The organism is Streptomyces sp. NPDC058086 (assembly GCF_042885015.1).
GTDB lineage: Bacteria > Actinomycetota > Actinomycetes > Streptomycetales > Streptomycetaceae > Streptomyces.
Window position 1 is genome coordinate 58,900 of the sequence record NZ_JBHVST010000047.1, and the last position, 26,378, is coordinate 85,277.

Here is a 26,378-nt window from a genome sequence, read left to right on the forward strand (position 1 = left end):
CCGCCATCGGGGTGTCCAGCGCCTGACCTGGATGCTGTCGAAGTACTTCGACACGAACAACCGGGTCACCATCCGGATCGGCGAGGATTCACGGCTGCACGTGCACCTCGACGACGGCTACTGGACGAAGCTGCTGGATCCCGGTTTCGTCTATGAGCCGGAGGTCGGGGACATGCTCGACAGGGTGCTCACATCCGAGGCGATCTTCTTGGACTGTGGCGCCAACATCGGCTTCTGGTCGGTGCTGACGCGCCATCGGACCCGACGCGTCGTGGCGGTGGAAGCGAGCCCGGAGACCTTCCACCGGCTGACGGACAACATCGCCCTGAACGGCGGGGGCGTCGCGCTCGTCCACGCGGCCCTGTGGGGTCGCGACGACGTCTCGCTCTCGATCGTCGGCCACCATCTGTGTCATGCGGCGGCGTCCGTGTGTGAAAGGGACGGCGACGTCGGCCGCAACGGCTGGCGGTCCTTCGACGTCGCATCACTGACCGTAGACACGCTCGTAGAACGACACTGTGCGGGACTGACGGGACCCGTGGTGGTCAAGCTGGACGTGGAAGGCGCCGAGATCCCCGCCGTCGAGGGCGCGAGGAAGACCCTCTCCGAACGAGACGTCGTCTTCCTGTTCGAGGACCACGGCCAGGACCCCACCTGCAAGGTCAGCCGTCATCTCATGGACATGGGCATGGTGGTCATGTCACCCGGCAGGCGCCGCCCGCTGGAGATCCGCGAGATCGCCGCGCTCAAGATCGATCCCACCCGGGGGTACAACTTCGCCGCCTGTCGGCCCGACGCTCCCTTCGTCGAGTCCCTGGCCCGCCCCCGCCCCTGAGAGTCCCGGTCGCCGGGGTCGGCGGTGGGGGCACCGCGCTCGGTCCCGTCAACCGTCGACGGTGTCCCGGGCCGACGCACCGCCCTGCACCGGCACGGCGTCCATGCCGGGCCGTGCTCCCAGCGACCGCCTCGTCGTGCGGGACAACATGATCCACACGGTGAAGGCGGTGTAACCCACCGCGCAGGCGAGGGCGGCGGCCACCGGCCCCGCCCCGCCGCACAGGAACACGGCGGTGAACTCGAACGCCGCGGCTGCCACGGCAATCACCGCCAAGGTTCTGCGCCGTCCGGTGTCACGGAGCTCGACCCCCTGGAAGAGCCGCCCCACCGCCAGCACACCGGTGGCCGGCACCAGGAGGAGGACCGCGGGCTGAGCCGACCGATAGGCCTCACCGTAGACAAGGGGCAGCGCGAAGTAGGCCAACGGTGTGCAGGCCCCGACACAAAGGGCGAGCAGCAGCAAAATCCTCCGCAAGTCGACCGGGTGGCCCGGCTGCCCTCGCGAGACGAGAGGAAAGAGGGCCGCGGGGAGGTAGCTGACGACCTCCGAAACATTGGTGGCGATGGCGTAGATCCCGAGGGTCCTGTCCGCCCCCACCACGGAGAGCCCCATCTGGTCGGAACGCTGCAGGACGTATGTGGACCCGTTGAGGACATGGAGATCCACGTTGCCCCGGCACCAGACGAGAGCCACGTTCCGGCGCCACGCCGCCCTGCCCCGTCCATGCCGGGCGAGGTGAAGCAGCGATCTCCTGGCCTGCTGGAGACGGAACAGGAGAACGGAGTTCAGCACCGCCTGTGCCACGAACGACACAGTGGCCACCTCCAGGGCCGAGGTGAACCCGAGGGGCACGCAGAGCAGGCAGCCGAGGACCGGTCCGCAGTTCCCGAGGGTCCGTGTCACGATCAACCGACGGAGCCGACCGCCGCTCACCAGCATCCCGGTCGTCAGCCTGAACACCAGTCCCCCGTAGACGGCGGCGGTGGCACAGGGCGGAAGAAGCCACGACGGCTGCAACCAAGGGGGCGTCCAATCGCCCACCGCGAGCGCGGCGGCGGCCACCGACGCGGAGGCCAGGAGCGTCCAGGCGAGATAACCGGCGGAGAACGACGTCCCTTCCTTCCGCACCTCCCCGAGGCCTCTGAGGACCCCCACCTCACCGCCCATCTCGAGACACGTCAGGGCAAGCGTCATGAACACCACGATGGACGCGTAGTGGCCCCGCTCGGTCGGCGCGAGCAGCCGCGCCACCAGAAGTGAGCCCAGAAGCGCGGTGACCGCTCCGCCCACCACTCCGAGAAGGGCCAGCGAGGCCTCTCCGCGGAGCGACGCCGGGACTCGCGACGCAGGGATGCGCTTCGTCCCCTTCCGCGTCATGGGCCGTCCGGACTCTGGGACCTGACGCGCCGCCGAGCACACGCGCACCGGCGACCGCGGTCCCGGGCGGCCGGCGTGGACCTCACGCTGCTCCCGCCGGACGTCGCATACGTGGCGCAGTGCTCCGTGGCCGACGGCGAGGGCGAACGACCGGACGGGAGGGGCAGATCCGGCACCCTCGCCCGACGCGGGTCCCCAGAGAGAAACCTTCGCGGGGCGAGCCGAGTCCCGGTGCGCCCGACGGCGCCCCGGGTGGACCGGCGGACCGCAGACCCCGGGTTTGCGTTGCGTGCATCGGATACTCCTCAACGGCCGAGCGGACAGACCTCCGGGCGCGGCGGAGGCGGGTCGGCCGCCGGGGCGAGCACCGGTCGCCGGCGCCAGGACCGATGGGCGGTGGCGACCGACGGCCCGGTACCGGAGAGCGCCGGAGCAAGGGCGATGTCCGGGCCGCTCTGCCGTGTGAGGGGCGCCGAGCCGGTGTCCCCGGCCGGCACCGCGGTACGCGGAACACCGACGAGCGCGAAGGCACACGCCACGACCAGCCACGACGGCAGACCGATGTACGTGGTCTCGAAGGCGACATTCGTGAAGGCGATGCAGCAGACGCCGACCGTCGCCCCGAACCAGGCGGACGCGACAGGATGGGAGCGCGCCCGCCACGTGCGCCACAACGTCGCCACGATCAGCAGCGCGAATGCGGTGCCCGCCAGCCAGCCCAGGTAGTAGACGTACCCGACGAAGGAGTTGTGGGGGCCCGCCGCGGCCTTGTCGAGCTCCGCACCCTGGAACACGACCTCGATCGGGCGGCCCGCCCCGGCGCCGAGGAGGGGCTCGGAGCGTGCGACATCAAGGGCCGTGCGCCACATGACGTAGCGCAGTTCCACATTGTTGGCCGCCTCGCTGTCGGCATCGTTCTCACTTGCCTGCATCCGGCTTACCAGCCCACCGACGACCGGCAGGTCCGAAGGCTGCCGGTACGCCACCGACACGCTGGTCACAGCCACCAGCCCCACGATGAGGAAGCTCCAGGTCAGCGCGGGCCATTGGACCGTTCTACGGCGACACGCCCGGCTGGCCAGCGTGGTCGCGGCAAGCGCCGCTCCCACCGCAAGCAGCGGTCCGCGCTTGTCGGCCGCCGCCGTGAGGCAGGCGGACCCGATCAGCGTCCACAGAAGCAGCCGGCTGTCCCCTCTCTTGCGCAGGACCATGCCGAAAGCTGCGGCGATCGCCAGGTACAGCCCCACGGCGGCGGGCATGAGCGACCGGCCCAGCACCATCATCAGGAGCGCGCCCGTGGTCGGCAGGTACAGGAGCCATCTCCTCCGGAGGAACTCCTCGACGGGCTGCGTGAGGAACCATGCCGCGGCGGCCCAGGCGAAAAGGGGATACAGCCCCAGGATGCCGCCCTTCATTGCGCCCGGATAGCCCTGTGACACACCACGGACTACCGCCTGTGCCGCGGCGAGGGCCAGCAGAATGGCACACATGCGGTATCCCCGCAGGCGAGACTCCGAAAGGGCTCGTGAAGCCCAGACCGGAGAACCGGCTAGGAGTGCGAGTGCGACCAGGACATCCAGAAGGTAGACCGGATCGAGACCTACCGTCGCATAGTCCCTGCCGAACAGGAACAAAGGCGCCAGAGCTGCTCCCCACAGCAACCAGACCGCCACCCTACGAAATACGGAAACGAGGAGCAGGGCGCCGACACAGGCGGCAGAAAACAAAAGCCCGAGCAGTGCGGAGTCCACACCCAACGCGCCCATGACGTCTCCTTCCGTCGTCCCGCTCTGTCCTACCACGCGGACAGTCCCAACTCGGCGGATCACGGTCACGATTCCCCAGCCGATTCGGACGGCAATTCTTATGAATAAATGGACAGTGCGGCGAGCTCCGTGTCGTCCTGGACTCCTCATTGGACGGGTGATCTCATGGAGAGGTCTTTACCAAAGAACCGCCCTCCGGCGAAGATGACCACGAGGGTCAGAGGGTGAGCGTCATCATTCCGAAACTTCGCTTTTCACCACAGGCGCCATTGTTGATGCACAGGAGAAGGGCAGTGTTCCCGATCCGTAAGAGAAGCCCTTCCGCGACTTCATGGCCGAGGGTTCTGGTTTTGAGGCACAGTGCGAGCCTGGGTGGAATGGGGCGAGCCGCGGAATTCTTCACGCCGGTCGTGGAGTCGTGCTGCCGGGTCGTGTCGGTCGTCTCGCTTTCCGCGGACCGCACCGGATCCATGAAGTTCAAGGCGACCTGGTCGGCCGGGGCGGCCGCGACGATGGCCGCCGTTGTGCGTTGTGCCCGTGTGCTGACGGTGATGTCACCGAGCGCGATCTATCTCCCGATCTCCCAGTGGGGTATGCCGCTCCTGCGCGACGCCATCATCACCGTGCTCGCCAGGGCATTCCGCTGCGCCCCCGTGATGCATCTCCACGGTTCTCAGCTTCCCGCGCGACTGCGCTCGAACGCGTTTCTGAGAAAGGCGCTCGGGGGAAGTCATTGGCTGGTACTCAGTGAGAACGTGGCGGAAGATATCAGAGCGTCCGGTTGTCGAGTCGCATCCGTGCATGTGATGAGAAATCCCGCGCCCACGGGCACCGTCTCGCCCCGCCCATCGGATTCCGGTGGACCCTTGCGCGTCGGCTGGTTGGGGACGATGCACAGGAGTAAAGGCTTCGACATCCTCTGCGATGCGGTGGCCGGAATGAAACGAACAGGCGTCCCAGTGGAGTTCTCGGTCGCGGGAATACGCAGTGACGTGCCACCTCATCACATGTCGTGCGTGGACGAGGACCTCGGAGTACTGGCACCGGACGAGGTTCATTCGTTCTGGTCCGGGGTCGATGTCTTCGTCCTGCCCGCCCGATGGGCAGAGGGACTTCCCTTCGTGCTGCTCGAAGGTCTTCAGGTGGGCTGCGCCGTGGCCGCGACTTGGTCGCCCGGCAGCGCGGAACTGTTCAGCCGGGGTTGTGTGGAGCAGATCGACAGCACTGTCGAATCGGTCACCGATTTCCTGACGCTGTGCATGGCCGACATCGACGGTGTCCGGCGTCGGCAGCAGAAGGCCTGGGAAGAACTCCGCCCGCTCTACGATCCGGACACGGTCAGGGAAGCGTTCTCACGGATCTGGCGGGAAACGAATTTCTGAGTGGTGGTATGGGGGGCGAACGGAGAGAGCAGCGTGTCCACACCCGAACTGCTGGAACACGACGGGTCGACAAGGCCGACGGGCCCCCGCCCGCCCGTGACGGTGTGCGGACTCCCCGTCCATCCGCTCACCCTGGAGGAGTCGGTGGCGGCCGCCGAGGCGCTGATCGCGGACGGCGGCCCCCACCAGCACGTCGTGCTGAACGCCGCCAAGATCGTCCAGGCGCACGACGACCCGGAACTGGCGCGCATCATCCGCTCGTGCTCGCTCGTCAACGCGGACGGGCAGTCGGTCGTGTGGGCCGGCCGCCTCCTCGGAAGCCCCCTGCCCGAGCGCGTGGCGGGCATCGACTTCATGCTGGCGCTGTGGCGCAGCGCCGCGCGCAACGCATACCGCGTGTACCTCCTGGGTGCTGAGGCGAAGGTGGTCGAGGAGACCGCGCGCATCGCCGCCGGGCAGGGCGTCGAGGTCGTCGGATACCGGGACGGCTACTGGGACGAGAGCGAGGAGGCGCGGGTGGTGGCAGCCGTCCGTGAGGCCCGCCCGGACATCCTGTTCCTCGCCGTGCCGAGTCCGCGCAAGGAGTACTTCCTCGCCCGCCGGCAGGAGGACCTGGGCTGTGCCCTGGTGGTCGGTGTCGGTGGATCCTTCGACGTGGTGGCGGGACTCCGTAGCAGGGCACCACGGTGGATGCGGCGCGCCGGCCTTGAATGGCTCCACCGACTGGTCCAGGAGCCGCGTCGCATGTTCCTGCGCTACGCGGTGGGCAACACCCGCTTCGTAGCCCTCACCGCCGCGTACTGGGCGCGGCTGTTGACCGGCCGCGGGGGCGACGCGTAGGGCCGACGGCCCGCACCGGCACGACCGGCCGTGCCGTGCGAGCCAGTTGGGCCGCGAAGCGCCTCTTCCGGCTGCCGCACCGCCGCAGCCGGCGCAGCAGACGGCCGCGTCCTCACGGCAACATGCCATGCCCGGCCCGGGGCGGGCGGTCGCGGCATATCGAACACGTGCGTAACGACCCTGGTGACGAGGCGGCGATCGTGAAGATCCCCGAAAGACTGCGGGAGATTCCTCCGAAGCAGGACAGCACGACACGAGAGGGGCAGCGAGTTGCGAGTCCGGTCTCAAAAAGTCGCTGCGGAATACTTGCGGCCGGATGTGTGAATCACGCTTCCCGATCTCCGTTGATCCGACCGTGAAGACAGCCTCCGGAATAGTGTCCTCGCATGACGGAAATCTTGAGCAGGCCCACAATTGGAGACCTTCAAGAACGCGCCCACGGCGATGGCCATGATTATGTGAAAGGCTCTCCGCATATCCGGCATCACCACATCCGCGAGCGAGTGATCTCGGGCGTGCACGACCTGGTGGGTAAGGTCATCGAACGGAATGGCCAGTGCCGGGTCCTCGAGGTCGGCGCCGGACATGGAACCTTCACCGACCACCTGGTGGCGGCCGGGGCGAAGGTCGAGGTGACGGAGATGAGCGCCCCCAGCGCGGCGGTTCTTAGGCACCGTTTCCGGAACAATCCGAACGTCACCGTCATTCATGACACCGAAGGAAAGGAAATCTTCCGCCCGGAGCCGCTCGACGCCGTGGTGTGCATCTCTGTACTTCACCACATCCCTGACTACCTGGGTGCCGTCGAACATCTCATTCAGCGCATCAACCCCGGCGGTGTCTTCTTCAGCATTCAGGACCCCTTGTGGTACCCGCGCAGGTCGGGACTTTCCATGAATCTGGATCAGGGCGCTTATCTTCTTTGGAGGCTCGGTCAGGGCGAACTGCGCCGTGGCCTGGCCACCAGGGTGCGCCGCCTGCGCGGCCGCTACGACGAGACGAACGAGGCGGATATGTCGGAGTACCACGTCGTCCGCCAGGGAGTGGACGAGGTGGCCCTACAGGGACTCCTGGCACCGGTGTTTCACGATGTGGAGCTGCAACGTTACTGGTCGACGCAGTCAGGAGTGCTGCAGGCGCTGGGGGAACGATTCGCTCCTGCCACCACCTTCGGGCTCTTCGCACGGAACCGCCGCTGATCAGCCTTCTGTCCGACCCGCAGGAATGGCTCCGGGGCGGGCGGATCAAGGTCCCGGCGCGCGACGAAGGTCGGCAACGGGCCGCCGCCCGCTCCCATGGTGAGTCGCGGGATTGAGACAAGTGATGACCTGGGACGGGGCGGCGCGAGAGGCCCTTGTCGTGTGTGTTGTGCGAGAGCTTGAGCCGGGTACTCCCGCCGAGCTGATCGGTTGCAGCGGATGACCTGCTGGCGGTGCCCCCACATCCGTGGATCGCGGCGGCACAGCTCCTGGCTCGTAGCAGCATCGCGAAGATCGCCCGTCAGGTCGACCTGCACGGCTCGGGACTGAGCGAGGCCGGGGGGCGGGGTCCGAAAATCCCGCCCGCTGCCCGCAAACCCCAGGTCAGGGCCGAACCAGGCAATACGGCTGATGCCCCGCCTCATGCAACCAGCGGTGCGGCCGTCACCGAGAGCTGAGTAGGCGAGGGCGGCACGGACTCGCCCCAGCCAGTCGAAGAACGGGGACCCATACCCGCGTTTCCGTCGGACCGTCCTGGGAGAGGCCGGCGTACGTGGTGGATTCGTTCAGGTGCCGCTGCGGCCGGCCGAGGGTGCGGGCGTCGATGCAGAACCAGGCCACGATGGTGGAGTACTCGGCGGCCAGTGCGTACAGGGCCCGGCGGACACGGTCGCCGGCGTTGCGTTGCCACAACCCCAGAACGCTGTCGCGGCCCCTGATCCGCAGGGCGGCCAAGCGCTGAGAAGGCGCTTGGTGGGTTGGCTGCCACACCCCTGCTGACCTGCTCCTCTTCCCGTGCTTGCCATCTCATCGACTGGCCTTCGGCACACATTCGACAGGCGGCGGAGGCCGGGCCCGTGGCGAGTCTCGCAACCCTGGCCGGATAGCAAAAGGTGTCCAGTGCGGTACATCGCAAGGCGGTCGAACAGCGTCGTACTGGGCCGTATTCGGCTGTTTGGCCAACGAAAAGAGATGCCGTGCCGGGCGTCGCGAGCGTCAAAGGCCTTCGACCTGTGATCATGGAGCGTTCATTAAAAGTGATCGACGAGGAGCTCCAGGTCGCGAGGCCCGATGTGCCGCCGCCGTGTAGCGCTCGCGGGAACGCGCTGTAGGTGATGTGGTGAACTGGTTGACCTCACTCCCGGCGGTGGTGCTGGTTGTGGGCGGACTCTTACTTGCCTTACTGGTCGCGGCCGTGGCACGGGTCGGCGTCCGGGTGCTCGTACCGCTCGAGGAACGGGATCGGGTGCCGCAGATCGCCACGCCCCTGATGCCGACACTCGGCGCTGCCTTCGCGATCTTTGCGGCACTCTCACTGGCCAGCGAGTCCGGCTACCTGCGTGCGGCCGAGGGGTTGGTGAGCGACGAGGCGGCCGCGGCCTCCCGCCTGGCATGGGCGGCGACAAGTCCGCGAGTCCAGTCGGAGCCGATCCATGCGGCACTGCTGGACTACCTGCAGACCACGCGTGCCAGGGAGTGGGAGGGTGCAGCAGCGGCGTCCGGTGACGACCCGGCCACCGCTCACGAGATCGCACGGCTGGAGCGGAACGTGCGCGCCGAGGCGGCTCGGCCCGATGTGGGAACCCCGACAGGTACGGAGCTGGTGGCTTCCCTGGACGGTGTCACCAGTAGTCGTCGCGCCCGTGTCGCGGCCGCCTCACGCGACGTTCCCGCGCTCTATGTCGTCACGCTCGTGGTCAGCGGACTGGCCTTGATCGTGAACTCCGGCGCACTGGTCTTCCGCAGCAGTCTGCGAACGTCGCTGCTCATCGTAGGAGTTGCGTGTGTGGTCGGGCTGAGCCTGGCGTTGCTCTTCGCACTCAGCGCGCCCTGGAGCGGACCGTTCATCGTCAGTGGGCATCCACTCGACGCCGTCATCGGGGACCTGAAGTCCGGCTTCTTCCACGGCGGGCCGTAGGCGATGGGCGCGATCAGTACGCCGACAGCTGCTCACCGGCGACCGTGACCTGCGGCCGCCTAATCGATCAACGCCCTGACCTGCTGTCGACGGTGGTCGCCATTGAGCGCCCTTTCACGGCCCCAGAACGGCCCGGGAGGGCGCTCATGCGTGAGCACCGCATGGGGAGTTCGATCACGCCCTGCCGTGGTGGAGGCCCACCTCACACACCGGTGCCGCACGTGACTGCCGAGAGTCATGGCGTCCGAGGCTGTTGATGTCAGCGTTGGATGTCAGAGGAACAGCCCCGGCACCGGACAGGACTCCAGAGGCTCATCCGGTCGGTCAGCCCAGCCCCACCAGGCGTGCCGAGCGGTGCACCTCCACAGCGACCGACAGGTCCGCCGGCCGTCATCCTCCCGTCTGGAGAGCACGAGGCCGCCGGACTTCATGGGCCGGCCGCACTCGGGACAGACCAGGGCATCGGTGGTCATGCGGCGGACCTTATCGGAGCGACCTCTTCGTCCCGAAGCAACTTGGATGGGCGCTCGGCCTTGGGCCGGTGTGCCCCCGAGCTGCTGCGATCGTCCGCAGGTGTGCGTCGCTGTCCGCCATTGTCCGTCGTTGTTCGTCGTTGTTCGTCGGCGCTGTCACGCAGTTGGACACTCAGTCCCACACACGTGGAGCACCGCCTTGTAAGGGCGGCTGTGCGAGGCAGCGAAGGCGCGCGGGTCACCCGGGGCTCGGTGAGAGCCCAGCTCAGCGGTGCATCTCGACTGCGGCGAAGTCGTTGACCGTGATTGACCGCACGATGTGACACGGTCTACGGCTAGGAGTCCTCAGGGCCCTGCGTGCTCACCCGCGTCTCGTCAGTTGGCGACCGGCTCGCGCGGTTCGGTCTCTGGCAGGCGAGGCGGCTGAACTGCCACTGTTCGCCCGCCGGGCGGCCCCTGCCGCAGCCACCGCTGCGGCGTGTGCCGCCGCCACCACTTCTCCGCGGGCTCCTCCACCGCGGAGTACAACGCCCAGGCCAGCACGATGACGACCGCGCACATGCCGACCAGCGCGAACAGCGTGCCGTTGTTGTCGGGCATGCGGCCCCACTGGTAGATGGCCAGCCGGCTGATCGAGTGGTGCAGGAGGTAGAAGCAGTACGACCACAGGCCGAGCTGGACCATCAGCTTGGCGTTGAGTACGCCGCGCAGTCCGCGGACCTCGCGCTGGACGAAGGCGAGGATGATCAGTGCGGCCAGGACCGCGACCACCGGCCGCACCAGATAGTCGAGCTGCGCGGCGGCCCCCGCCGACAACAGGGCCTGGCCCTGGTAGTAGCAGTAGACGTAGGCCGCCAGCAGCACCACCGGCAGCGAGGGGTGCAGCGGCAACCGCCAGCCGCGTTTGACCGCGAGCGCGAGCGTCATGCCGAGCAGGAACTCCGGCAGGTAGACCACAGGGTGGCGCATCACCCAGGCCGCGTGGGCGGGCGAGTAGTGGGTGGTGGCGAACCAGTCCACGGCCCACATTCCCGCCAGTCCGCCTGCCGTGACCGCCCCGAGCCAGCGGGTGCGCAGCCTGACCGCGATCCGGCCCAGCAGCGGGAAGAGGGCGTAGAAGAGCAGTTCGACGCTGAGCGTCCAGGTGACCTCGTTCCCGGGGAGGGCCGGGGTGACATTCGGGGACCAGGTCTGCACCAGGAAGGCGGAGGAGATCAGGCTGGGCCAGCTGATCGCGAGGTGCGCCGCCGTGTAGTAGGCGTAGGTGCCCAGCAGCAGGGCGACCAGGTGGGCGGGCCATATCCGGCCTACGCGGCGCCAGTAGAAGGCGCCTGGGTGCTCGTTCGGTTTGAAGACCCAGATCATCAGGAAGCCGGACAGAACGAAGAAGAGGCTGACGCCGTTTCCGCCGAACTGCGCGTAGGGGAAGATCAACGGCGCCCGTCCCAGTCCGGTCTTGCCGCCGCTCCCGGTGAAGTGGGTGGTGAAGACCGCGAAGGCCGCGAAGAAGCGCAGGCTCGTGAGGGAGTCGAGACGTTTGGGGAGAGGTGTCACCACCGCCCGTATGCCTGGCAAAGACATGGGGTTTCGCCGTAGCCCTTCGGGGGGTCCGCCAGTAACCGGCGCATTATATGACCACTAATGTAAGACTAAGTAAGCAACAGGCTTCGGCAGACAGCGATGGGGTGTCGTGTCTCTCCCTGACCGGGTGGAGCCCAGCTGACACCCAGAGCACCCCAGGAACGCAATCAGGGCCGGTCTCCCTTGGCGGGAAACCGGCCCTGACCTGCCGATTTCCGAGTCAGGTGGCGGGATTTGAACCCACGACCTCTTCGTCCCGAAGCAACTTGGGTGTGTGCTCGACCCTGGGCCGGTGTGCTTCTCACCTGCTGCGATGGTCCGTGGATGTGCGTGGGTCTCCCAGGTCGAGCCCGGATCGACGCCCGACATCACCGCCGCCCGCATCCACATCCTGCCCGCGCTGTACAGGGCGGGCGCCGTGGGCGCTACGAGCAGAAGGCACGTTCTCGCCCTGGCTGCCAGTTGCTCTGCCGGGCCGGGGCCGCCGGCAGCCATTGCGCGAACAGTCCCTGGCCAGGCATGATGCGCGCGTTGTTCGTGCGGCAGGGGTGGAACAGCTGTGAACCAGGAAGCCCGCCATGGCGGAGCGGAATCGTCGGGAATGGTCGGCCGAGTCCGCTATCGGGCTTCGTGGCAGCAGTCCCTGCCACTGGGCCTGATCCTCGGCGCCGCCGTGCTGATGCAGTTGTCGAACCCCTTGCTGTGGGCGCACCAGCGGCCCGGCCTGCCGTTCGAGTCGCGGGTCCTGGCCATGGTGCTGCCGTTCTTCGTCACGCTCGAACTGTGGGTGCTGAGCCGCTACGTCGGGGTAACCCTGACCCCTGAGGCGGTCGTCGTCCACAACCTGCGCCGCCGGACCATCCCGTGGACCAGCGTCGCCGAGGTCGCGGTCGAGCCGTTCACCGGCGGACGGCGGGTGGTCCTCTACGAGACGGATGGACGCCGCACCCCGCTACGAATGCCCAGCTCCGGTTTCCTGTCCCGCGACCGCCGGTTCGACGACAAGGTCGCGACCATCCGAAGCTGGTGGCTTGCCAACGGCGGCGCGGCCCACGTCGAAGACACAGCTGGTGAACTCGGCGCCTGGGGGCATACCTACGGCCGGCTGCCCGAGCGACTGGGCATGCGACCCGCGCCAAGCCGGTCGGTGCCCACGCTCCTGCTGCTCGGCTGGCTTGCGGCTGATGCGGTGATGGCGGGGTTCGCCGAGGGGCCCGGCGCTGATCACCCGACGCTCCTTGGCCGCACGCTCGGCGCACTCGTCGCGATCTCGCTGCTGCTGGGCGCGGGCTTCCTGAGCTTCGGTAGAGGCGTCATCCTCACTGCCGACCACCTGGTCATACGAGGGCTGCGGCCCCGAACCGTTGCCTGGGACGATATTCAAGGGATCGCCGTCGAGCGCCACCGCGGCGGGCGCAGGCTAGTCATCCTTGAAGCGAGCAGTCGCCGAACGCCATTGCCAGTACCGCGTGTCGGACGCGTGCTCTGGGACTCGGAGTTCGAAGCCAAGATCCAAACGCTATGTCACTGGTGGCGCACCCACGCGGAGACTGGCACGACCCCGACCGAAGCGGCGCTCCAACCCTCGGACCAGCCACCGCTCCTTCCCTACCGCGGACCGCGTCTGTGGCAGAAGGGAGTGTTGGCCCTGGCCTGCATCGTCCTCGGCTACGAGATCGTCGTGTCAGTTCTAGTCGGAGCTCTGTTCCTCACCGTCGGTCAGTGAGAAAACCTCAGTCGCCTGAGCTGTTGCCATGCCGTCAGTGGCTGTCGTCATTCGTCATCGCCGAGCACCCTCGCACGGCCCGTGGACGGCCCGGGTGGGGGTGCTTTGCGTGTGCTCGGAATGGGTGCGCTCATCAGAGAGCGGGTTCGTCGTCATCCGTGTCCGGTGCTGGTAGGGCGGCGGCCAGACCGTCCGGAACATCCAGTTTGTAGCGTGCTGCAATGAAGGGAGCACGGCTCAGGATCCGATGGAGCGATCTCGATCACTGGCTCAACGACCGTGAGGACGCCGCCTGATGGAGACCAAGTAAGACGTGAAGGTCACAAGATCCTCACGTACAAGGGCGCCCGGAAGACCACGTACAGGGTGCGTTGGGTGGTCGCGGGCAAGCACAAGCACTGGCGTGAACCCTTCGGCAGCGTCGCGCTTGCTGAGGGCTTCCGCTCCGAACTCATCCGGGCAACGGGCAAGGGCGAGGCCTTCGTTATTGCCACCGGGCTGCCGGTGTCCCACCGCTCCAAGTCGGCTTCGATGAGCTGGTACACATTCACCGTCGAGTACGTGGACGCCCGTTGGCCGGAGCCAGGCGGCAACAGCCGTAAGAACACGGCCAAGACCCTGACGGCGGCCATCATCGCGCTGCTGCGCGTCCAGCCGACCCAGTTCGCCCCGGTGGCCGTGCGGACCGCACTGCGCGAATGGGCGTTCAACTCGACCCGCCGTGTGAACGCCCCGCGAGACGTGGTGACCATCCTCTGGTGGGTGGAGCGCAACTCTCCGCCGGTCTCGGCCTGGGAGGAGGCAGAGAGAGGGTCGATGGGGTCCCGCGAGCCGTCGACACGCTCCTCGACATTAAGCAGGCGACGGCCTGGTCCAGGAAGCGCCACCGCCGGATCCTCAACGTCGTCATGAACCATGCGATCCGGCGGCGCGTCCTGCGGGCCAACCCCCTCCCCAAGGGGAACGGGTCAACGGCTGGCACCAAGACCAGCAACGCCGTGGACAAGCGGTCCTTGATGAATGCGGACCAGGCGGCGGTACTCCTCGACTGGATCCGGCGCCGGCCCCGTGGAGGAATGCGGCTGCACGCGTGCTTCGCCACGCTGTACAACTGCGGTCCGCGACCGGAGGAAGCCGTGGCCATGCGAGTGAAAGACGTGACGCTTCCCGGCCCCGACGATGGGGACCAATGGTGTGAACTCCTGATCCACACGCTGACCCCGGAGGTCGGCAAGCAGTGGACCGACACCGGAGAGATTCACGAGGAACGCGACCTGAAGGGCCGTGCCGAGGGCGAGACGCGCACCGTGCCGGGGCACCCCGCCCTGACGCGCATCCTGCGGCAGCACATCGAGGACGAACAGCTCAAGCGGGGGATCTGCTGTTCCAGGGGGAGACGGGCGGCATTCTCGCGGGTTCGGTCATCCGACGAGCGTGGCCCAGTGCACGTATGGCCGTCTTGCCCCCGCACGTCTTCGAGTCGCCCACGGGGAGGCGGGTGTACGACAACCGGCACACGCGCCTCACGAAGTGGCTCAACGACGGGATCCCGCCGCCCAGGTGGCCGAATGGGCCGGGAACAGCGTGCCGGTGCTGCTGGCCACTTACGCTCGGTGCGTCGAGGGGCGGCTGCCTGACCTGAAGAGGCGCCTGGAGGCCGCAAGGAATCTCCCCGAGCTGCCCGACGCACACTGAGGCTTCTCGCCGAGAACTTCGACACGTATTGACCCGGCCACCCGCGAAAACCCGGTGAAAGCCGGACAGCCCCGGAACCTCCCCTTGATCGTCGGGGGGTGTTCGGGGCTTCGCCGTGTCGAGCGGAACCCGCCTGACCAGCAAAAAAGCCCTCCCGATGGGAGGGCTCTCAGTGGCGCCCCCGGCAGGACTCGAACCTGCGGCCAAGCGCTTAGAAGGCGCCTGCTCTATCCACTGAGCTACGGGGGCCAGGTGTGGTGGCCGGTTTCGTGGTGCCCGGGTGTGGGCCGATCCGTGACCTTGCCGGGGACAAGGATAGGGCTCCCGGGTCCTTGTCCCTGGCGCTTCGCCTCCGTGGCTCAATGTGGAGGTTCAGTGAAGCGGTCCTGATAATCGCAGGCAGGTACGAATCGTGCACCGCTTTTGGCGTCTCGCGCATCGGGTGTTGTGCACTCGTTATGCCTGCGCCCCAGTCGTCCCTTCCGCCCCGTGTGTCCTGTCGGCGCGCAGACATAGTTATATGCTTCAGAAAGAGTCCAAAGTTGGGCATTCTTCGCATGTGGTGACCTTGGACGTACGGCCTCAGCTGCTCGACGCACTCTCCGCCCTGCGCGACCGTGTCGCCGCCGCACGCTTCCCGCTGCCCCTGGCTGGGGCTCCACGCGCGCGTGCCAACCGCGACGAACTGCTCGCACAACTAGACGACTATTTGGTGCCCCGGTTGAGGGAAACCGAAGCACCACTTCTCGCCGTGATCGGCGGGTCTACGGGAGCGGGAAAGTCCACTCTCGTCAACTCCCTCGTCGGACGCCGGGTCAGCGAGGCCGGCGTCTTGCGGCCGACGACCCGGACTCCGGTACTGGTGTGCCATCCGGAGGACCATCACTGGTTCAGTGGAATGCGGGTGCTGCCCGACCTCACGCGCGCGTGGGTGCCCCACCAGGAACCCGGCGACGACCTTCAGGCCCTCATGGAACGCGGGGAACGGGTGCTGCGTATCGAAACCGCCGACACCCTCCCCCGGGGCCTCGCCCTGCTCGACGCGCCCGACATCGACTCCCTGGTCGCCGACAACCGCGTACTCGCCGCCGAACTGATCTGCGCTGCCGACATCTGGGTCATGGTGACCACGGCCGCGCGGTACGCCGACGCCGTGCCGTGGCATCTGCTGCGTACCGCCAAGGAACACAAGGCGACCCTGGTGACGGTTCTCGACCGGGTGCCCCACCAGGTGGTGTCCGAGGTCTCGCGGCAGTACGGCGCCCTGCTCACCAAGGCGGGGCTCGGCGAGGTGCCCCGCTTCACCGTGCCGGAACTGCCCGAGTCCGCGTGGGGCGGCGGCCTGCTGCCCGCCACGGCCGTCGCGCCGCTGCGCACGTGGCTCGTCCACCAGACGCAGGACCCCGGAGCCCGGCACGCGGCGATGGCCCGTACGGCCCAAGGAGTCCTCGACTCGCTCAAGGCCCGGATGCCTGAGCTCGCCGGTGCGGCCGCCGCGCAGTACGCGGCTGCGCTGCGGCTCACCGCCGCCGTCGACGGGGCGTACGACAGCGAGCACACGCGCGTGAAGGGGCGTCTGCAAACCGGTGCCGTGCTCTCCGGGGACGCGCTCAAGCGGTGGCGCGCCTACCCGCTCGACTGCACCGCGGGTGAACTGCTCGACTCGCTCGTCGAGAGCCTGGCCGCACTCCTGCTGTGCGCCGTCACGGCCGCCGACGAGCGCGTGGACGACGCCTGGCGGCGCGAACCGGCCTCGGATGCTCCGGGGCTGACGGACCGTGATCCGACGCTGGAGAGCGCCGAGCACCGGATCGGGATGTCCGTACGACGTTGGCGGCGGGTCCTGGAGGAGTACGCCGAGGACGAGGTCGGCCGCCTCGACAAGAGCATGGCACCGGACGCCGAGGTCGTCGCCGCGCTGGTGGCCACCGCGCTCCTGGGCGGCCACAGGGCACGCAACGCGGGCGAGGGGCTCGCCGAGCGGCTCGGCGCGCACGGCGCCCTGCGGCTGCGCGAGAGAGGCGGGCGCCTCCTTGCCGAGTACCTCGACAGGGCCTTGCACACCGAGCGTGAGCGCCGTCTCGCCCCGCTCGACGCCCTCGACGTGCACCCAGAGCCCCAGGCCGAACTCATCGCCGCGCTGTCCGTACTGCAGAAGGAGAGGTGACCGCGGTGACTGCCGTCACAGACCACACGGATCACGCCGACCACGCCGGAGACGATTCCCCCGAAGACGGCACGTCCGATCACGGAATGTCCGGTCACGACGCGTCCGACCACGGGGGCGCGTCCGACCAGGAAAGTTCCGAAAACGGCCGCCCTGAAGCCTCTCGTTCCGAGGCCGACTCCCCAGAGGCCTTCGCCACGGAAGCCGCGGACGGCGAGCCCGCCGCCGGGGAGGCCGCGACGGAGGCTCCCATGGAGTCCGTGACGAAGGCACAGCCGGAGGGGGAAGCCGAGGCGGAGGCGGAGACAGAAGCGAAGGCGGAGACGGAGGCAGAGACGGAGGACGCCGAGCGGGCCCAGGAGGTCGCCTTCGACGCCCCGCGTGGCGGCGCGCACACACGCGTGAAGGACGACGTCGGGCACACACGGGTGAAGACCGGCGACGTCGGTACCCGTGCCGAGTCGGAGACCGCCTGGGACGACGGGCTGATCGCCCGTCGCGTGTCCGAGACGGCCCCCGGCCAGGAGGCACACGCCCCGTCCCTGGTCCTGGAGACCAAGACCGCCGTACAGGCCCCGCCGCTCCCGCTCGCGTACGACGGACCCCTGAGGTCGCGCCTTGACGCGCTCCGCGAGCTGGTGGGGTTGTCGCGCACCCGGCTGGACAGCAGGACGCTCGCCGAGGCGAGCCGGGTCCTCGACGAGGCGGCGGCGCGCCGCAAGCTGTCCGGTGAGCACACCGTCGTCGCCATCGCCGGGGCCACCGGCAGCGGCAAGTCGCAGCTCTTCAACGCGCTCGCCGGGGTGGCCATTTCGGAGACGGGCGTGCGCAGGCCCACCACCGCGGCGCCCATCGCGTGCAGCTGGAGCGACGGCGCGGCGACCCTCATCGACCGGCTCGGCATCCCGGGACGACTGCGCAGACGTCCCCTGCAGAGCCCGGAGGCGGAGGCGCAACTGCGCGGCCTCGTCCTGGTCGACCTGCCCGACCACGACTCCGCGGCCGTCCAGCACCGCGAGCAGGTGGACCGCATCCTGGCGCTCGTCGACGCGGTCATCTGGGTCGTCGACCCCGAGAAGTACGCGGACGCCATGCTCCACGAGCGGTATCTGCGGCCCATGGCGGGCCACGGGGAGGTCACCTTCGTGGTCCTCAACCAGGTGGACCGGCTGCCCGGCGAGGCCGCCGACCAGGTCCTCGACGATCTGCGACGGCTGCTCGACGAGGACGGGATCGCACTGGGTGAGTACGGCGAACCGGGCGCGACCGTGATGGCGCTGTCCGCGCTCACCGGGGACGGCATCGGCGAACTGCGCGAGTCGCTCGGCCAGTTCCTGGCCGAGCGGGGCGCCGCCGCCCGTCGAATTTCGGCCGATCTCGACGCGGCCGCCACGCGACTGCGTCCCGTCTACTCGACCGGGCGGCGCACGGGGCTCAGTGAGGAGGCACGCGACGAGTTCGCGGACCGGCTCGCGGACGCGGTGGGCGCCACGGCGGCCGGCCAGGCGGCCGAGCGCGCGTGGCGCCGCAACGCCAACCGCGCGTGCGGCACCCCCTGGCTGCGGCTGTGGCACTGGGTCCAGGACCGGGGGGACCCGATGACGGGCCGGCTGTCGGTACGGGCACCCGCGGACGAGGAGGCCACGGCCCGGCAGCGCGTCGAGCAGGCGGTGCGTACGGTGGCGGACCGGGCGGCCCGCGGGCTGCCCGCGCCCTGGGCGCAGGCGGTGCGCGAGGCGGCCGTGCGTGGTGCGCAGGGGCTGCCGGAGGCGCTGGACGAGATGGCGACACGCGCCACGACACCGGTGGGGCGGCCACCGCGGCCCGGCTGGTGGCCGGCCGCCGTGCTCGCGCAGGCCTCGATGACGATTCTTCAGATCATCGGCGGGCTGTGGCTGCTGGGGCAGATCATCGGGTTCATGGCGCCGAACCTCGGGGTGCCGGTGCTGCTGATGTTGGCGGGCATCATCGGCGGCCCGGCCGTCGAGTGGGGCAGCAGGATGGCGGCGCGCGGACCGGCCAAGCGGTACGGGCTCGAAGCGGAACGGCGACTGCGCGAGGCCGCCGCCGGGTGCGGGAGGGCGCGAGTACTCGATCCGGTGGCGGCGGAGTTGCTGCGGTATCGGGAGGTACGGGAGCAGTACGGGCGGGTCACGGGGGCGTCGGCGCCGGTCGGATGACGAGGAAGCACTCCAGAGGCTGAAGTGCCTCCACCCCTTCGGGTGACGCGGTTGTCCACAACCGGCCGGTAGCACACAGGGCTCAGCGGGCCCGGCCCGACGAAGGCAGTCTGAACTCGCGGCGATCGCAGCGCATGCGAGCGCCGCGACAGACGCATTCGTACGGGAGAGGGGTCGGGCATGAACGAGACGCTGGTGTGTGCGGTGGGGAACGTGGCGACGCAGCCGGTCTACCGAGAGTTGGCGAACGGCGCGTCGGCGAGGTTCCGCCTGGCGGTGACGGCGCGGTACTGGGACCGCGAGAAGAGTGCCTGGACGGACGGGCACACCAATTTCTTCACCGTGTGGGCGAACCGCGCGCTCGCCACCAATGTGGGGGCGTCGCTGTCGGTGGGCGATCCCGTCATCGTGCAGGGCAGGTTGAAGGTGCGTACCGAGGTACGCGAAGGACAGAGCTGGACGTCGGCGGACATCGACGCGGTGGCCATCGGCCACGACCTCTCGCGCGGCACCTCGGCCTTCCGGCGCCCGAACAAGGAAGGGGACACAACTGTGTCCACCCGGCCCGAGCCCAACTGGGAGACGGAGTCGGAGAGTCGTTCCCTGGGTGTCCCCCAACAGACGCCGGAACCCGCCGGAGTGACCTGACGTCAGGTACGGAATCGCCCTGGCCGGGCGACCTGACCGAACTGCGGCTTATCGACAAATCCGTTCAGGACAGTCCTCATTGATTTGTCGATAAGCGCAGCTCACGGGCTCGCCGACCGATAACGATTCCGATTCGGATCGGTCGTCCGACGGCAGGACCGGGAACCGCGGTGCGCCCACGTCCTTAGGATGCCGGGCATAGCTCACGGGGCTTCTGATTCTGCTGGCGGGACCGTCCCCCCATGTCAACGGGTCCTGCTCGAAGGGGAATTCTGTGTTTTCTTCGTTCTCTGCGTGGTCCGCGCGCAGGCGAGGGGCCGCTCGCCTCGCCGCCGCGACGTTGGTGTCGGGGCTCGTCACCGCGGGGGCGTTGGCCACCGCCGGTGCGGCCGCCGCCGACGACGCCCCGCAGAGTCAGGGCGGCGCGACCGCGACCATCGGCGGTCTGAAGACGTACGGGGCCGCGGTGGTCCACGACAACGGCGTGGACCAGCAGGTGTCCGCCGGTCTGTTCGAGATGTCCGTCGACGGCGGCGGCATGCTGCAGACGTACTGCATCGACCTCCACAACCCGACCCAGCGGGACGCCCAGTACCAGGAGACCTCCTGGAGCGGCACCTCGCTGAACGGCAACAAGGACGCCGGCAAGATCCGCTGGATCCTGCAGCACTCCTACCCACAGGTGAACGACCTCGCGGCGCTGGCCGACATGGCCGGTGCGCACGGCCTCACCGAGCAGGGCGCTGCGGCCGGCACCCAGGTGGCCATCTGGCGGTACTCGGACGGCGCCGACGTGGACGCCCTGGACCCGCAGGCGGAGAAGCTCGCCGACTACCTGCAGAAGAACGCGCGGAACGTGGCGGAGCCCAAGGCCTCGCTGACCCTCGACCCGCCCGCGGTCTCCGGTCACGCCGGCGAGAGGCTCGGCCCGATCACGGTGCACACCGACGCGGACAGCGTGACGGTGACACCGCCCGCGGACGCCGCCGCTAGTGGGGTGAAGGTCGTCGGCAAGGACGGCAAGGCGATCACCTCGGCGACGGACGGCAGCCGGCTCTACTTCGACGTGCCGAAGGACGCCACGGACGGCTCGGCGGCGCTGACCGTGCAGGCGTCGACGACCGTGCCGGTCGGCCGGGCCTTCGCCTCGGGGACCCGCAGCCAGACACAGATCCTCGCGGGCTCCAGCGAGTCGACGGTCTCGGCGACGGCGACCGCGAACTGGGCCAAGGAAGGCGCGATACCGGCGCTGTCCGCCACGACGAACTGCGCCAAGGGCGGCGTGGACGTCACGGCGACCGTCACGGGCGACGCGCCGTTCACCTTCGAGCTGATGGGGGCCGAGCACACCGTCGCCGCGGGCAAGTCCCTGACGGTGACGGTCCCGCTGCAGGAGGACCAGGCGTACGACTTCACGCTGACGGGTCCGAACGGTTTCGAGAAGCACTTCACCGGCATGCTCGACTGCAAGACACAGGGCAGCGCGAGCGACATCACGACCCAGACCGTCGGTGAGCCGAGCCCGGCCCTGGCGAGCACCGCCTCCACCGGGGGCACCAACCTCGCCGAGACCGGCGGCTCCGGCGCGACCCCGATCATCACGGGCATCGCCATCGCCCTGGTCATGAGCGGCGGCGCGGCGGTGTTCCTCCTCCGCAAGAAGAAGGCACCGGCGCAGAACTGAGCACAGCGGCACCGCACCTTGGCAACTCAACAGTGGGTGACCGCAGCACGGTGACTCCGTGAGCCGCGGCCCCGGCCCGCCCCCCAGGCGACCGGGGCCGCGCCCCTTTCCGGCCGCGCCCGTCAGGCCATCGCGCCGACCAGCTCGCGCCGCTCGGGCAGTCCACAGCGTTCGGCGTCGGACAGCGAAGCGATCAGGGCGCTGCGGGCACGGGCCACGCGTGAGCGGACCGTACCTATGGGGCAGTCGCTCACCAGGGCCGCCTCCGCGTACGGCAGTCCGAGGAGCTCGGTCAGCACGAAGGCCTCGCGACGCTCCTCGGGCAGTTCGGCCAGGAGTTCGTCGAGCGCGATGCCGTCGTCGAAGCCCGGCAGGCCGCGTGGCTGGGCGCGTTCGGCGGCGAGCTGCCAGTCGTCGGAGTCGGCCAGCCGGGGCCGGGCCGCCGCGGTGCGGAAACTGTCGATCACGGCCCGGCGCGCGATGGCCAGCAGCCAGGTACGGGCCGAGGAGCGGCCCTCGAAGCGGTGCAGGCTGCCGAGGGCGCGCAGGAAGGTGTCCTGGGCCAGGTCGTCGGCGGTCTGCGGGTCCGCGCCCAGATAGGTGACGTAACGGCGTACGTCGCGGTGCAGGGCGCGCACGAACTGGTCGACGGCGTCGGGGTCACCGGCGCGGGCGGCCAGCGCCCAGGCCGTCAGCGAAGCGTCACGTGAGGTGGGCAGGGCAGGAGTGGTCACCTGGTGTCCTTCTCGGGTCATCCGGGATCCGGACCCGGCGCGCGAGGGCGGCCCGAGGGTCCGGTGAGCGAAACCGGCCGCACGAGGGCGTACGGCCGAGGCCCGGGGCGCACAGGGGCGGCCTCGGGGAACCGGCTGTCTTCAGACGACAGCGGTCCCGGCGGGCGGACCCCGAGAAGTGATCGCGTGGACGAGAAGGAGCCGGCGCGGCGCGCGGGCGGAGCGGTCGCGGCGGATACGCGGACGCGGGCGGCTCACCGGCACGGGCAGCGCGAGCGGCAGCCGCAGCGGGGCTGCCAACAGGCCGGCGAGGGCCCGCAGGACACGGAAGACGGCGCGCTCTCCGTGCGCGAGCCAGAGGCCGCAGAGCAGGGCGGCCAGCAGGTGGGCGGCGAGCATGCCGAGCGAGGACGACGTGCCGTCCGCCGAGTGCCCCAGGTGATCCATGGCACCCATGTCCATGGCGTCCATGCGTGTCGAGTCCATGGGCACGGAGTTCGGGGACATGGAACTCATGGACATGGGACCCATGGGCATGGAGTTCATGTCGTGGCCGGTGAAGACCGAGGCCGCCGCGCCCCACACTCCCAGGGAGCCCGACGACTGCGCGAGCGAGAACACCGAGTGGAGTACCGTCTGCGCCGCGACCACGGCGGACACGATCAGGGGCAGTCCGCGTTCCCGGCCGGCCAGACACCAGCCCGCGCCGCCGATCACCGCGCCGGAGGCGCCCAACGCCCACCAGGGCACCATGCCGCCGGACATCATCACGTGCCCCAGGGCGGCGAGCAGCACACAGACGACCGCGAACACCGCGGCCCGTACCGTGCGAGAACACCACCCAGCAGTCATGGCGGGCTCATCCTCGCATCCGGGCAACAGGCGTCAGGGGAGGGTACGGAAATTTCTCACGCCCCACTCATGCGCGGGCTCAACTCGCGTCGGGCGCAGGGTGTCCACTGGCGAGCTGGTGGGGGAATCCGTCCCGCCGACGGAGGGCGAGGTCGGCGGGACGGCAACCACTCAGCGGGTGGTCATCGGCCGATGGGAGCCGATGGGAGCCGGTGAGAACCTGTGAGAGGCCCTTCGCCTACTCGGAGCGGGCACCCCGGCCGCGCGAGAGGGCGTAGCCGGCCGCGGCCAGGCCCAGGACGCCCACGACCAGTCCGGCGATGCCCAGGCCACGGGCCGTGGAGTCACTGCTCGACGTCGAGTCGGCCGCGACGGCCGGCGCCGAGCTCGACGACGAGGACGAGGCGGAGCCCGACGCTGAGTCCGAGGTCCCGTCGGAACCCGTCTCCGCGTCCTTGGCGGTCAGGGCGAGCACCGGCGCCGGGTTCTCCGGCTCTTCCGCGCCCTTCTTCGCCTCCTCGATCCAGCGGACGACGTTGCCGTCCGAGTAGGTCTGCAGGGTCTTGAAGCTCAACTGGTCGGTGTCGTCGGGCAGCTGGCCGAAGGCGACGTTGAAGTCCTGGTACTGGCCGTGCCGGATCCGGCCGCCGGTCCAGGTGATCTCCGAGACGGCCTCGGTGATGGTGCCGTCGTCGGTCTTGACGGGGGTCTTGAGCTTCGTGGTCGTCACCTGCGCCGTCCAGCCCTCCTGAGGGGTGACGAGCACGCCGAGGACCGGGTGGTCCGTCGGCAGGAAGACCTGCACCTTCGTGGTGCTTGCGGTGTCCTCCTCGTTGGGGACGCGAAAGGTGAGAACACCGTCCGTGGCTCCCTTGGCGTAGGTCTCGGGGTGAACCGTCACATGCGCGAAGGCGGCGCCCGCGGCGGCCAGGACACCGGCTGTGGTGAGGGCGGCGACAAGGCCGGCGCGGCGCAGGGTGGTGCGAATCGGGGACATCAGGGGAACTCCGTACTGGTGGGGATGCGGTCAGGGCGTGTACGCGAGCCCTGCCGGCGGTCCCCGCCGGGAGACCGCGTGGCGCAGCAGCAGTTGCCGAAGCGGCCGAGGTTCCCGCGCGGTCCGGCGTACGACGGCCGGCCGGGTCGGTACGGCGGACCACCCCGCGCGCACCCGCCACCAGGCGGCGAGCCCCGGTACGAGCGCCGCGGCCCGTCGCAGCAGGAACCAGAACGCGGCTTCACCGCGCCGCAGCCACCAGGTCGCGAGGAGAGCGGCCACCACGTGGGCGGCGGTGGCGTGAGGTGTCATGGCGTGCCCTACTGGGTTCGCCATGTGCGCGCCGTGCATGTCCATCGCCATCCGCGGACCGGCCGCCTCGAAGGCGAGATGCAGTCCGGCCTGGGCGGCCAGCATCCCGCCGCCGATCCCGACGAGCGAGCGTTCGCGTCCGCCCAGCAGCCAGCCGGCCGAGAAGACGGCGAGGAGCCCGGCGCCGTCCGCCCACAGCGGCGGCGCCTGACCGGTGGCGAGCCCGTGCCCCCCGGCGGCCAGCAGCACGCACAGCACGGCGAACACCGCCGCGCGCAGGCTCCGTACCTCTGGGGACGCACTCATGGAGCCCAGATACTGCCATGGCGGGCGAACGGCCGTCGCGGCTTCCCGAGCAGCTGCTTCCTCCGAGGCCGTCCGGAGGCCTCGAAACGCCGCTCGGGCAGGGTCCGGTCGAACCGGGAGGGAGGTAGGAACCTGACATACCGCTTCGCTGTGTCGTGCTCGACGACTATCAGGGCATAGCGGCCGAGGTCGCCGACTGGTCGCCGGTGGCGGACGACGTGGAGGTCGCGAGCCCGTCGGCTGCCCGGCAAACCCCTGACCGCCCGCAACCCGGCCGACCTTGGAGAACCCGACCACCGCGCCGGGACTCACCATGCTCCTAGGCTGCATCGGCGATCACCCAGGCGATCGGCAGCGCGGAAGTGAGCGCCCTCAACGGCGCGCCACTATTTTCAACACCGTTCCTCCCCCACAGCAGCCTCGCTGCTATCACGCTGTCGCCCTTTGCCGTGTGACCAGCTTTCCCGGCCTCTGAGCACTACGGCGACTCCGCCACGATCCGGCGCCATCAGCGGGCATCGCGCCCGCCCGTCGCCAGCCGGCTCATTGCGCCCGAACCGCCGACCCACCCACAGCGGCACGACTCCGACTGGGTGGCCCACGGCCCTGCTTCGATATCCGACTCCATGGCAGTCTCAACGCACCCCGATCGAGCGGGGCACGGACCGCCACCGCCCTGATGCAGCATCAGCCCACTGGATTCGAAACGGGCACGCTGACCAGGACAAATGGAGAAGCACAACGGGAGTACTAATCCCCCTCTCCCATGCCGACGTTCGCCCCGGGCACCGTCTTCAGCAGTGGTCCGAGGACGGCGGCCCGAGGGAGCTTCAGGTCCGGCAGACCGTAGTGGTCAGGGTTGGGTGCGCTGAGCGGGGTGTCCACGGCCAGCCCCGGCGTCAACGTGGTCAGGTCGGCGGCAGGCGCGTCCGCCCCGAGGTGATCGAAGCCGTGCCCGAGGAGCTTCGGAAGGGGCGTGCGCAATCCCGCCCCGGGCAGTCCGGCGCCGACCGGCAGTCGCGGCACCGCCCCGTCGGGGAGCAGTCGGCCCTCGACGTACCGCGGTCCCTCGGGTCCGCCCGGCATCGGCACCGGAAGCTCCCCGGCGATCTTGGGCGTCTGCACGTTGAGGGCGCGCCCCACGCCGTCCAGAGGTACGGGGACGGGAACCTTTTCGGCCGCGACGGCCGGGGTCACGGCGGCGGCACCCATCACTGCCGCGACGCCGGTGACGACGGCGGCAAGAGTTCCTCGAGTGGTCGACTTCATCTCAGGTACGGTCCCTTTCAGGATTCGGTGGGTCTGCGTCCATACCGGGTAACGATCCTGAGAACGCCTTCAGTTCAAGATTCCCCTGACGGACCCAATAGTCAGCTCGTCCAGAAATTCCACCAGCGGGTCAGGATCAGCATCCCGATGATCCCGATGTGCACGACCGGCAGGACCCAGGTGAATTCTCCGAGGAATCCCCGCAACCAGCCGGGCGCGGGCAGAAATGCATGCTGTACGTTGAACGACGTCACGTACCAGAACATGATGATCGTGGCGACCCACGCCAGACAGCACCACAGGCACAGCGAGTTGATCCGGTACAGCGACTCGAACTGGAGCCAGGTGCAGAATCCGACGCCGAAGAGGGTGCCGGCGTTGAAGGTCAGCCAGTACCAGCGCGGGTAGGTGGCCCGCGCGAGCAGGCTCATCCC

The 26,378-nt window shown here is 69.2% G+C and carries 20 protein-coding genes, 1 tRNA gene and 1 pseudogene; 12 read left to right on the forward strand and 10 right to left on the reverse strand.

The window, feature by feature from the left end:
• Positions 1-31 precede the first annotated feature (31 nt).
• On the forward strand, positions 32-835 hold the full coding sequence (locus ACFVWD_RS31060; protein WP_389600856.1) for an FkbM family methyltransferase: 804 nt from the start codon (positions 32-34) through the stop codon (positions 833-835).
• A 48-nt stretch (positions 836-883) separates the two neighbouring features.
• On the opposite strand, the gene ACFVWD_RS31065 is transcribed toward ACFVWD_RS31060, so the two are convergent.
• Positions 884-2,215, reverse strand: coding sequence for a lipopolysaccharide biosynthesis protein (locus ACFVWD_RS31065; protein ID WP_389600857.1), 1,332 nt, complete (start codon positions 2,213-2,215; stop codon positions 884-886).
• A gap of 305 nt (positions 2,216-2,520) precedes the next feature.
• Positions 2,521-3,705, reverse strand: coding sequence for an O-antigen ligase family protein (locus ACFVWD_RS31070; protein ID WP_389600859.1), 1,185 nt, complete (start codon positions 3,703-3,705; stop codon positions 2,521-2,523).
• A 653-nt stretch (positions 3,706-4,358) separates the two neighbouring features.
• Between ACFVWD_RS31070 and ACFVWD_RS31075 the strand changes: the two genes are divergently transcribed.
• From ACFVWD_RS31075 to ACFVWD_RS31090, 4 genes are all read left to right on the forward strand, one after another.
• Positions 4,359-5,363 (forward strand): glycosyltransferase family 4 protein, encoded by a 1,005-nt coding sequence (locus tag ACFVWD_RS31075; RefSeq protein WP_389600861.1) that lies wholly within the window; start codon positions 4,359-4,361, stop codon positions 5,361-5,363.
• Positions 5,364-5,396: 33 nt separating this feature from the next.
• Positions 5,397-6,203 carry a WecB/TagA/CpsF family glycosyltransferase gene (locus tag ACFVWD_RS31080; RefSeq protein ID WP_389600863.1) on the forward strand — a complete coding sequence of 269 codons (807 nt, stop codon included), beginning with the start codon at positions 5,397-5,399 and terminating at the stop codon, positions 6,201-6,203.
• Between the two features lie 386 nt (positions 6,204-6,589).
• The gene (locus ACFVWD_RS31085) at positions 6,590-7,402 is read left to right on the forward strand and encodes a class I SAM-dependent methyltransferase (protein ID WP_389600865.1); all 813 of its coding nucleotides are present in this window, start codon (positions 6,590-6,592) and stop codon (positions 7,400-7,402) included.
• 1,120 nt (positions 7,403-8,522) lie between these two features.
• Positions 8,523-9,320, forward strand: coding sequence for a hypothetical protein (locus tag ACFVWD_RS31090; protein WP_389600867.1), 798 nt, complete (start codon positions 8,523-8,525; stop codon positions 9,318-9,320).
• Positions 9,321-10,168: 848 nt separating this feature from the next.
• Here ACFVWD_RS31090 and ACFVWD_RS31095 read toward each other — a convergent pair.
• Entirely contained in the window at positions 10,169-11,374 is a 1,206-nt protein-coding gene (locus tag ACFVWD_RS31095) for an acyltransferase family protein (RefSeq protein WP_389600869.1), read from the reverse strand.
• Between the two features lie 559 nt (positions 11,375-11,933).
• On the opposite strand from ACFVWD_RS31095, the gene ACFVWD_RS31100 reads away from it, so the two are divergent.
• Together ACFVWD_RS31100 and ACFVWD_RS31105 are read left to right on the forward strand one after the other, a co-directional pair.
• The gene (locus ACFVWD_RS31100; protein WP_389600871.1) at positions 11,934-13,100 is read left to right on the forward strand and encodes a hypothetical protein; all 1,167 of its coding nucleotides are present in this window, start codon (positions 11,934-11,936) and stop codon (positions 13,098-13,100) included.
• A gap of 375 nt (positions 13,101-13,475) precedes the next feature.
• On the forward strand, positions 13,476-14,012 hold the full coding sequence (locus ACFVWD_RS31105; protein WP_389600872.1) for a hypothetical protein: 537 nt from the start codon (positions 13,476-13,478) through the stop codon (positions 14,010-14,012).
• A 956-nt stretch (positions 14,013-14,968) separates the two neighbouring features.
• On the opposite strand, the gene ACFVWD_RS31110 is transcribed toward ACFVWD_RS31105, so the two are convergent.
• Positions 14,969-15,044: transfer RNA gene (locus tag ACFVWD_RS31110), tRNA-Arg, on the reverse strand.
• 310 nt (positions 15,045-15,354) lie between these two features.
• Here ACFVWD_RS31110 and ACFVWD_RS31115 point away from each other — a divergent pair.
• From ACFVWD_RS31115 to ACFVWD_RS31130, 4 genes are all read left to right on the forward strand, one after another.
• A complete protein-coding gene (locus tag ACFVWD_RS31115; RefSeq protein WP_389600874.1) occupies positions 15,355-16,962 on the forward strand; it encodes a dynamin family protein in 1,608 nt (535 codons plus the stop codon).
• Positions 16,963-17,048: 86 nt separating this feature from the next.
• Positions 17,049-19,142: a GTPase gene (locus tag ACFVWD_RS31120; protein WP_389600892.1), complete on the forward strand. Its 2,094-nt coding sequence runs from the start codon at positions 17,049-17,051 to the stop codon at positions 19,140-19,142.
• A 180-nt stretch (positions 19,143-19,322) separates the two neighbouring features.
• Complete coding sequence (locus ACFVWD_RS31125; protein WP_389600876.1) at positions 19,323-19,790, forward strand: single-stranded DNA-binding protein; 468 nt, start codon at positions 19,323-19,325, stop codon at positions 19,788-19,790.
• A gap of 274 nt (positions 19,791-20,064) precedes the next feature.
• On the forward strand, positions 20,065-21,474 hold the full coding sequence (locus ACFVWD_RS31130; RefSeq protein ID WP_389600878.1) for a Cys-Gln thioester bond-forming surface protein: 1,410 nt from the start codon (positions 20,065-20,067) through the stop codon (positions 21,472-21,474).
• Between the two features lie 122 nt (positions 21,475-21,596).
• Here ACFVWD_RS31130 and ACFVWD_RS31135 read toward each other — a convergent pair whose 3' ends face one another.
• The 4 genes from ACFVWD_RS31135 to ACFVWD_RS31150 all read right to left on the reverse strand — a co-directional run bounded on the left by ACFVWD_RS31135 (position 21,597) and on the right by ACFVWD_RS31150 (position 24,675).
• On the reverse strand, positions 21,597-22,229 hold the full coding sequence (locus ACFVWD_RS31135) for a sigma-70 family RNA polymerase sigma factor (protein ID WP_389600879.1): 633 nt from the start codon (positions 22,227-22,229) through the stop codon (positions 21,597-21,599).
• 120 nt (positions 22,230-22,349) lie between these two features.
• The gene (locus ACFVWD_RS31140; RefSeq protein ID WP_389600880.1) at positions 22,350-23,060 is read right to left on the reverse strand and encodes a hypothetical protein; all 711 of its coding nucleotides are present in this window, start codon (positions 23,058-23,060) and stop codon (positions 22,350-22,352) included.
• Positions 23,061-23,298: 238 nt separating this feature from the next.
• Positions 23,299-24,057, reverse strand: coding sequence for a YcnI family protein (locus ACFVWD_RS31145; RefSeq protein ID WP_389600882.1), 759 nt, complete (start codon positions 24,055-24,057; stop codon positions 23,299-23,301).
• 30 nt (positions 24,058-24,087) lie between these two features.
• Entirely contained in the window at positions 24,088-24,675 is a 588-nt protein-coding gene (locus ACFVWD_RS31150; protein WP_389600883.1) for a hypothetical protein, read from the reverse strand.
• 137 nt (positions 24,676-24,812) lie between these two features.
• Between ACFVWD_RS31150 and ACFVWD_RS31155 the strand changes: the two are divergent.
• A pseudogene (locus ACFVWD_RS31155) lies at positions 24,813-24,908 on the forward strand (D-2-hydroxyacid dehydrogenase family protein); the annotation flags it as partial.
• Positions 24,909-25,425: 517 nt separating this feature from the next.
• Here the strand turns inward: ACFVWD_RS31155 and ACFVWD_RS31160 are convergent.
• Both ACFVWD_RS31160 and ACFVWD_RS31165 read right to left on the reverse strand, forming a co-directional pair.
• Positions 25,426-25,944: a hypothetical protein gene (locus ACFVWD_RS31160; protein ID WP_389600884.1), complete on the reverse strand. Its 519-nt coding sequence runs from the start codon at positions 25,942-25,944 to the stop codon at positions 25,426-25,428.
• Between the two features lie 101 nt (positions 25,945-26,045).
• A partial coding sequence (locus tag ACFVWD_RS31165; protein WP_389600886.1) for a vitamin K epoxide reductase family protein occupies positions 26,046-26,378 on the reverse strand: 333 nt, incomplete at its 5' end.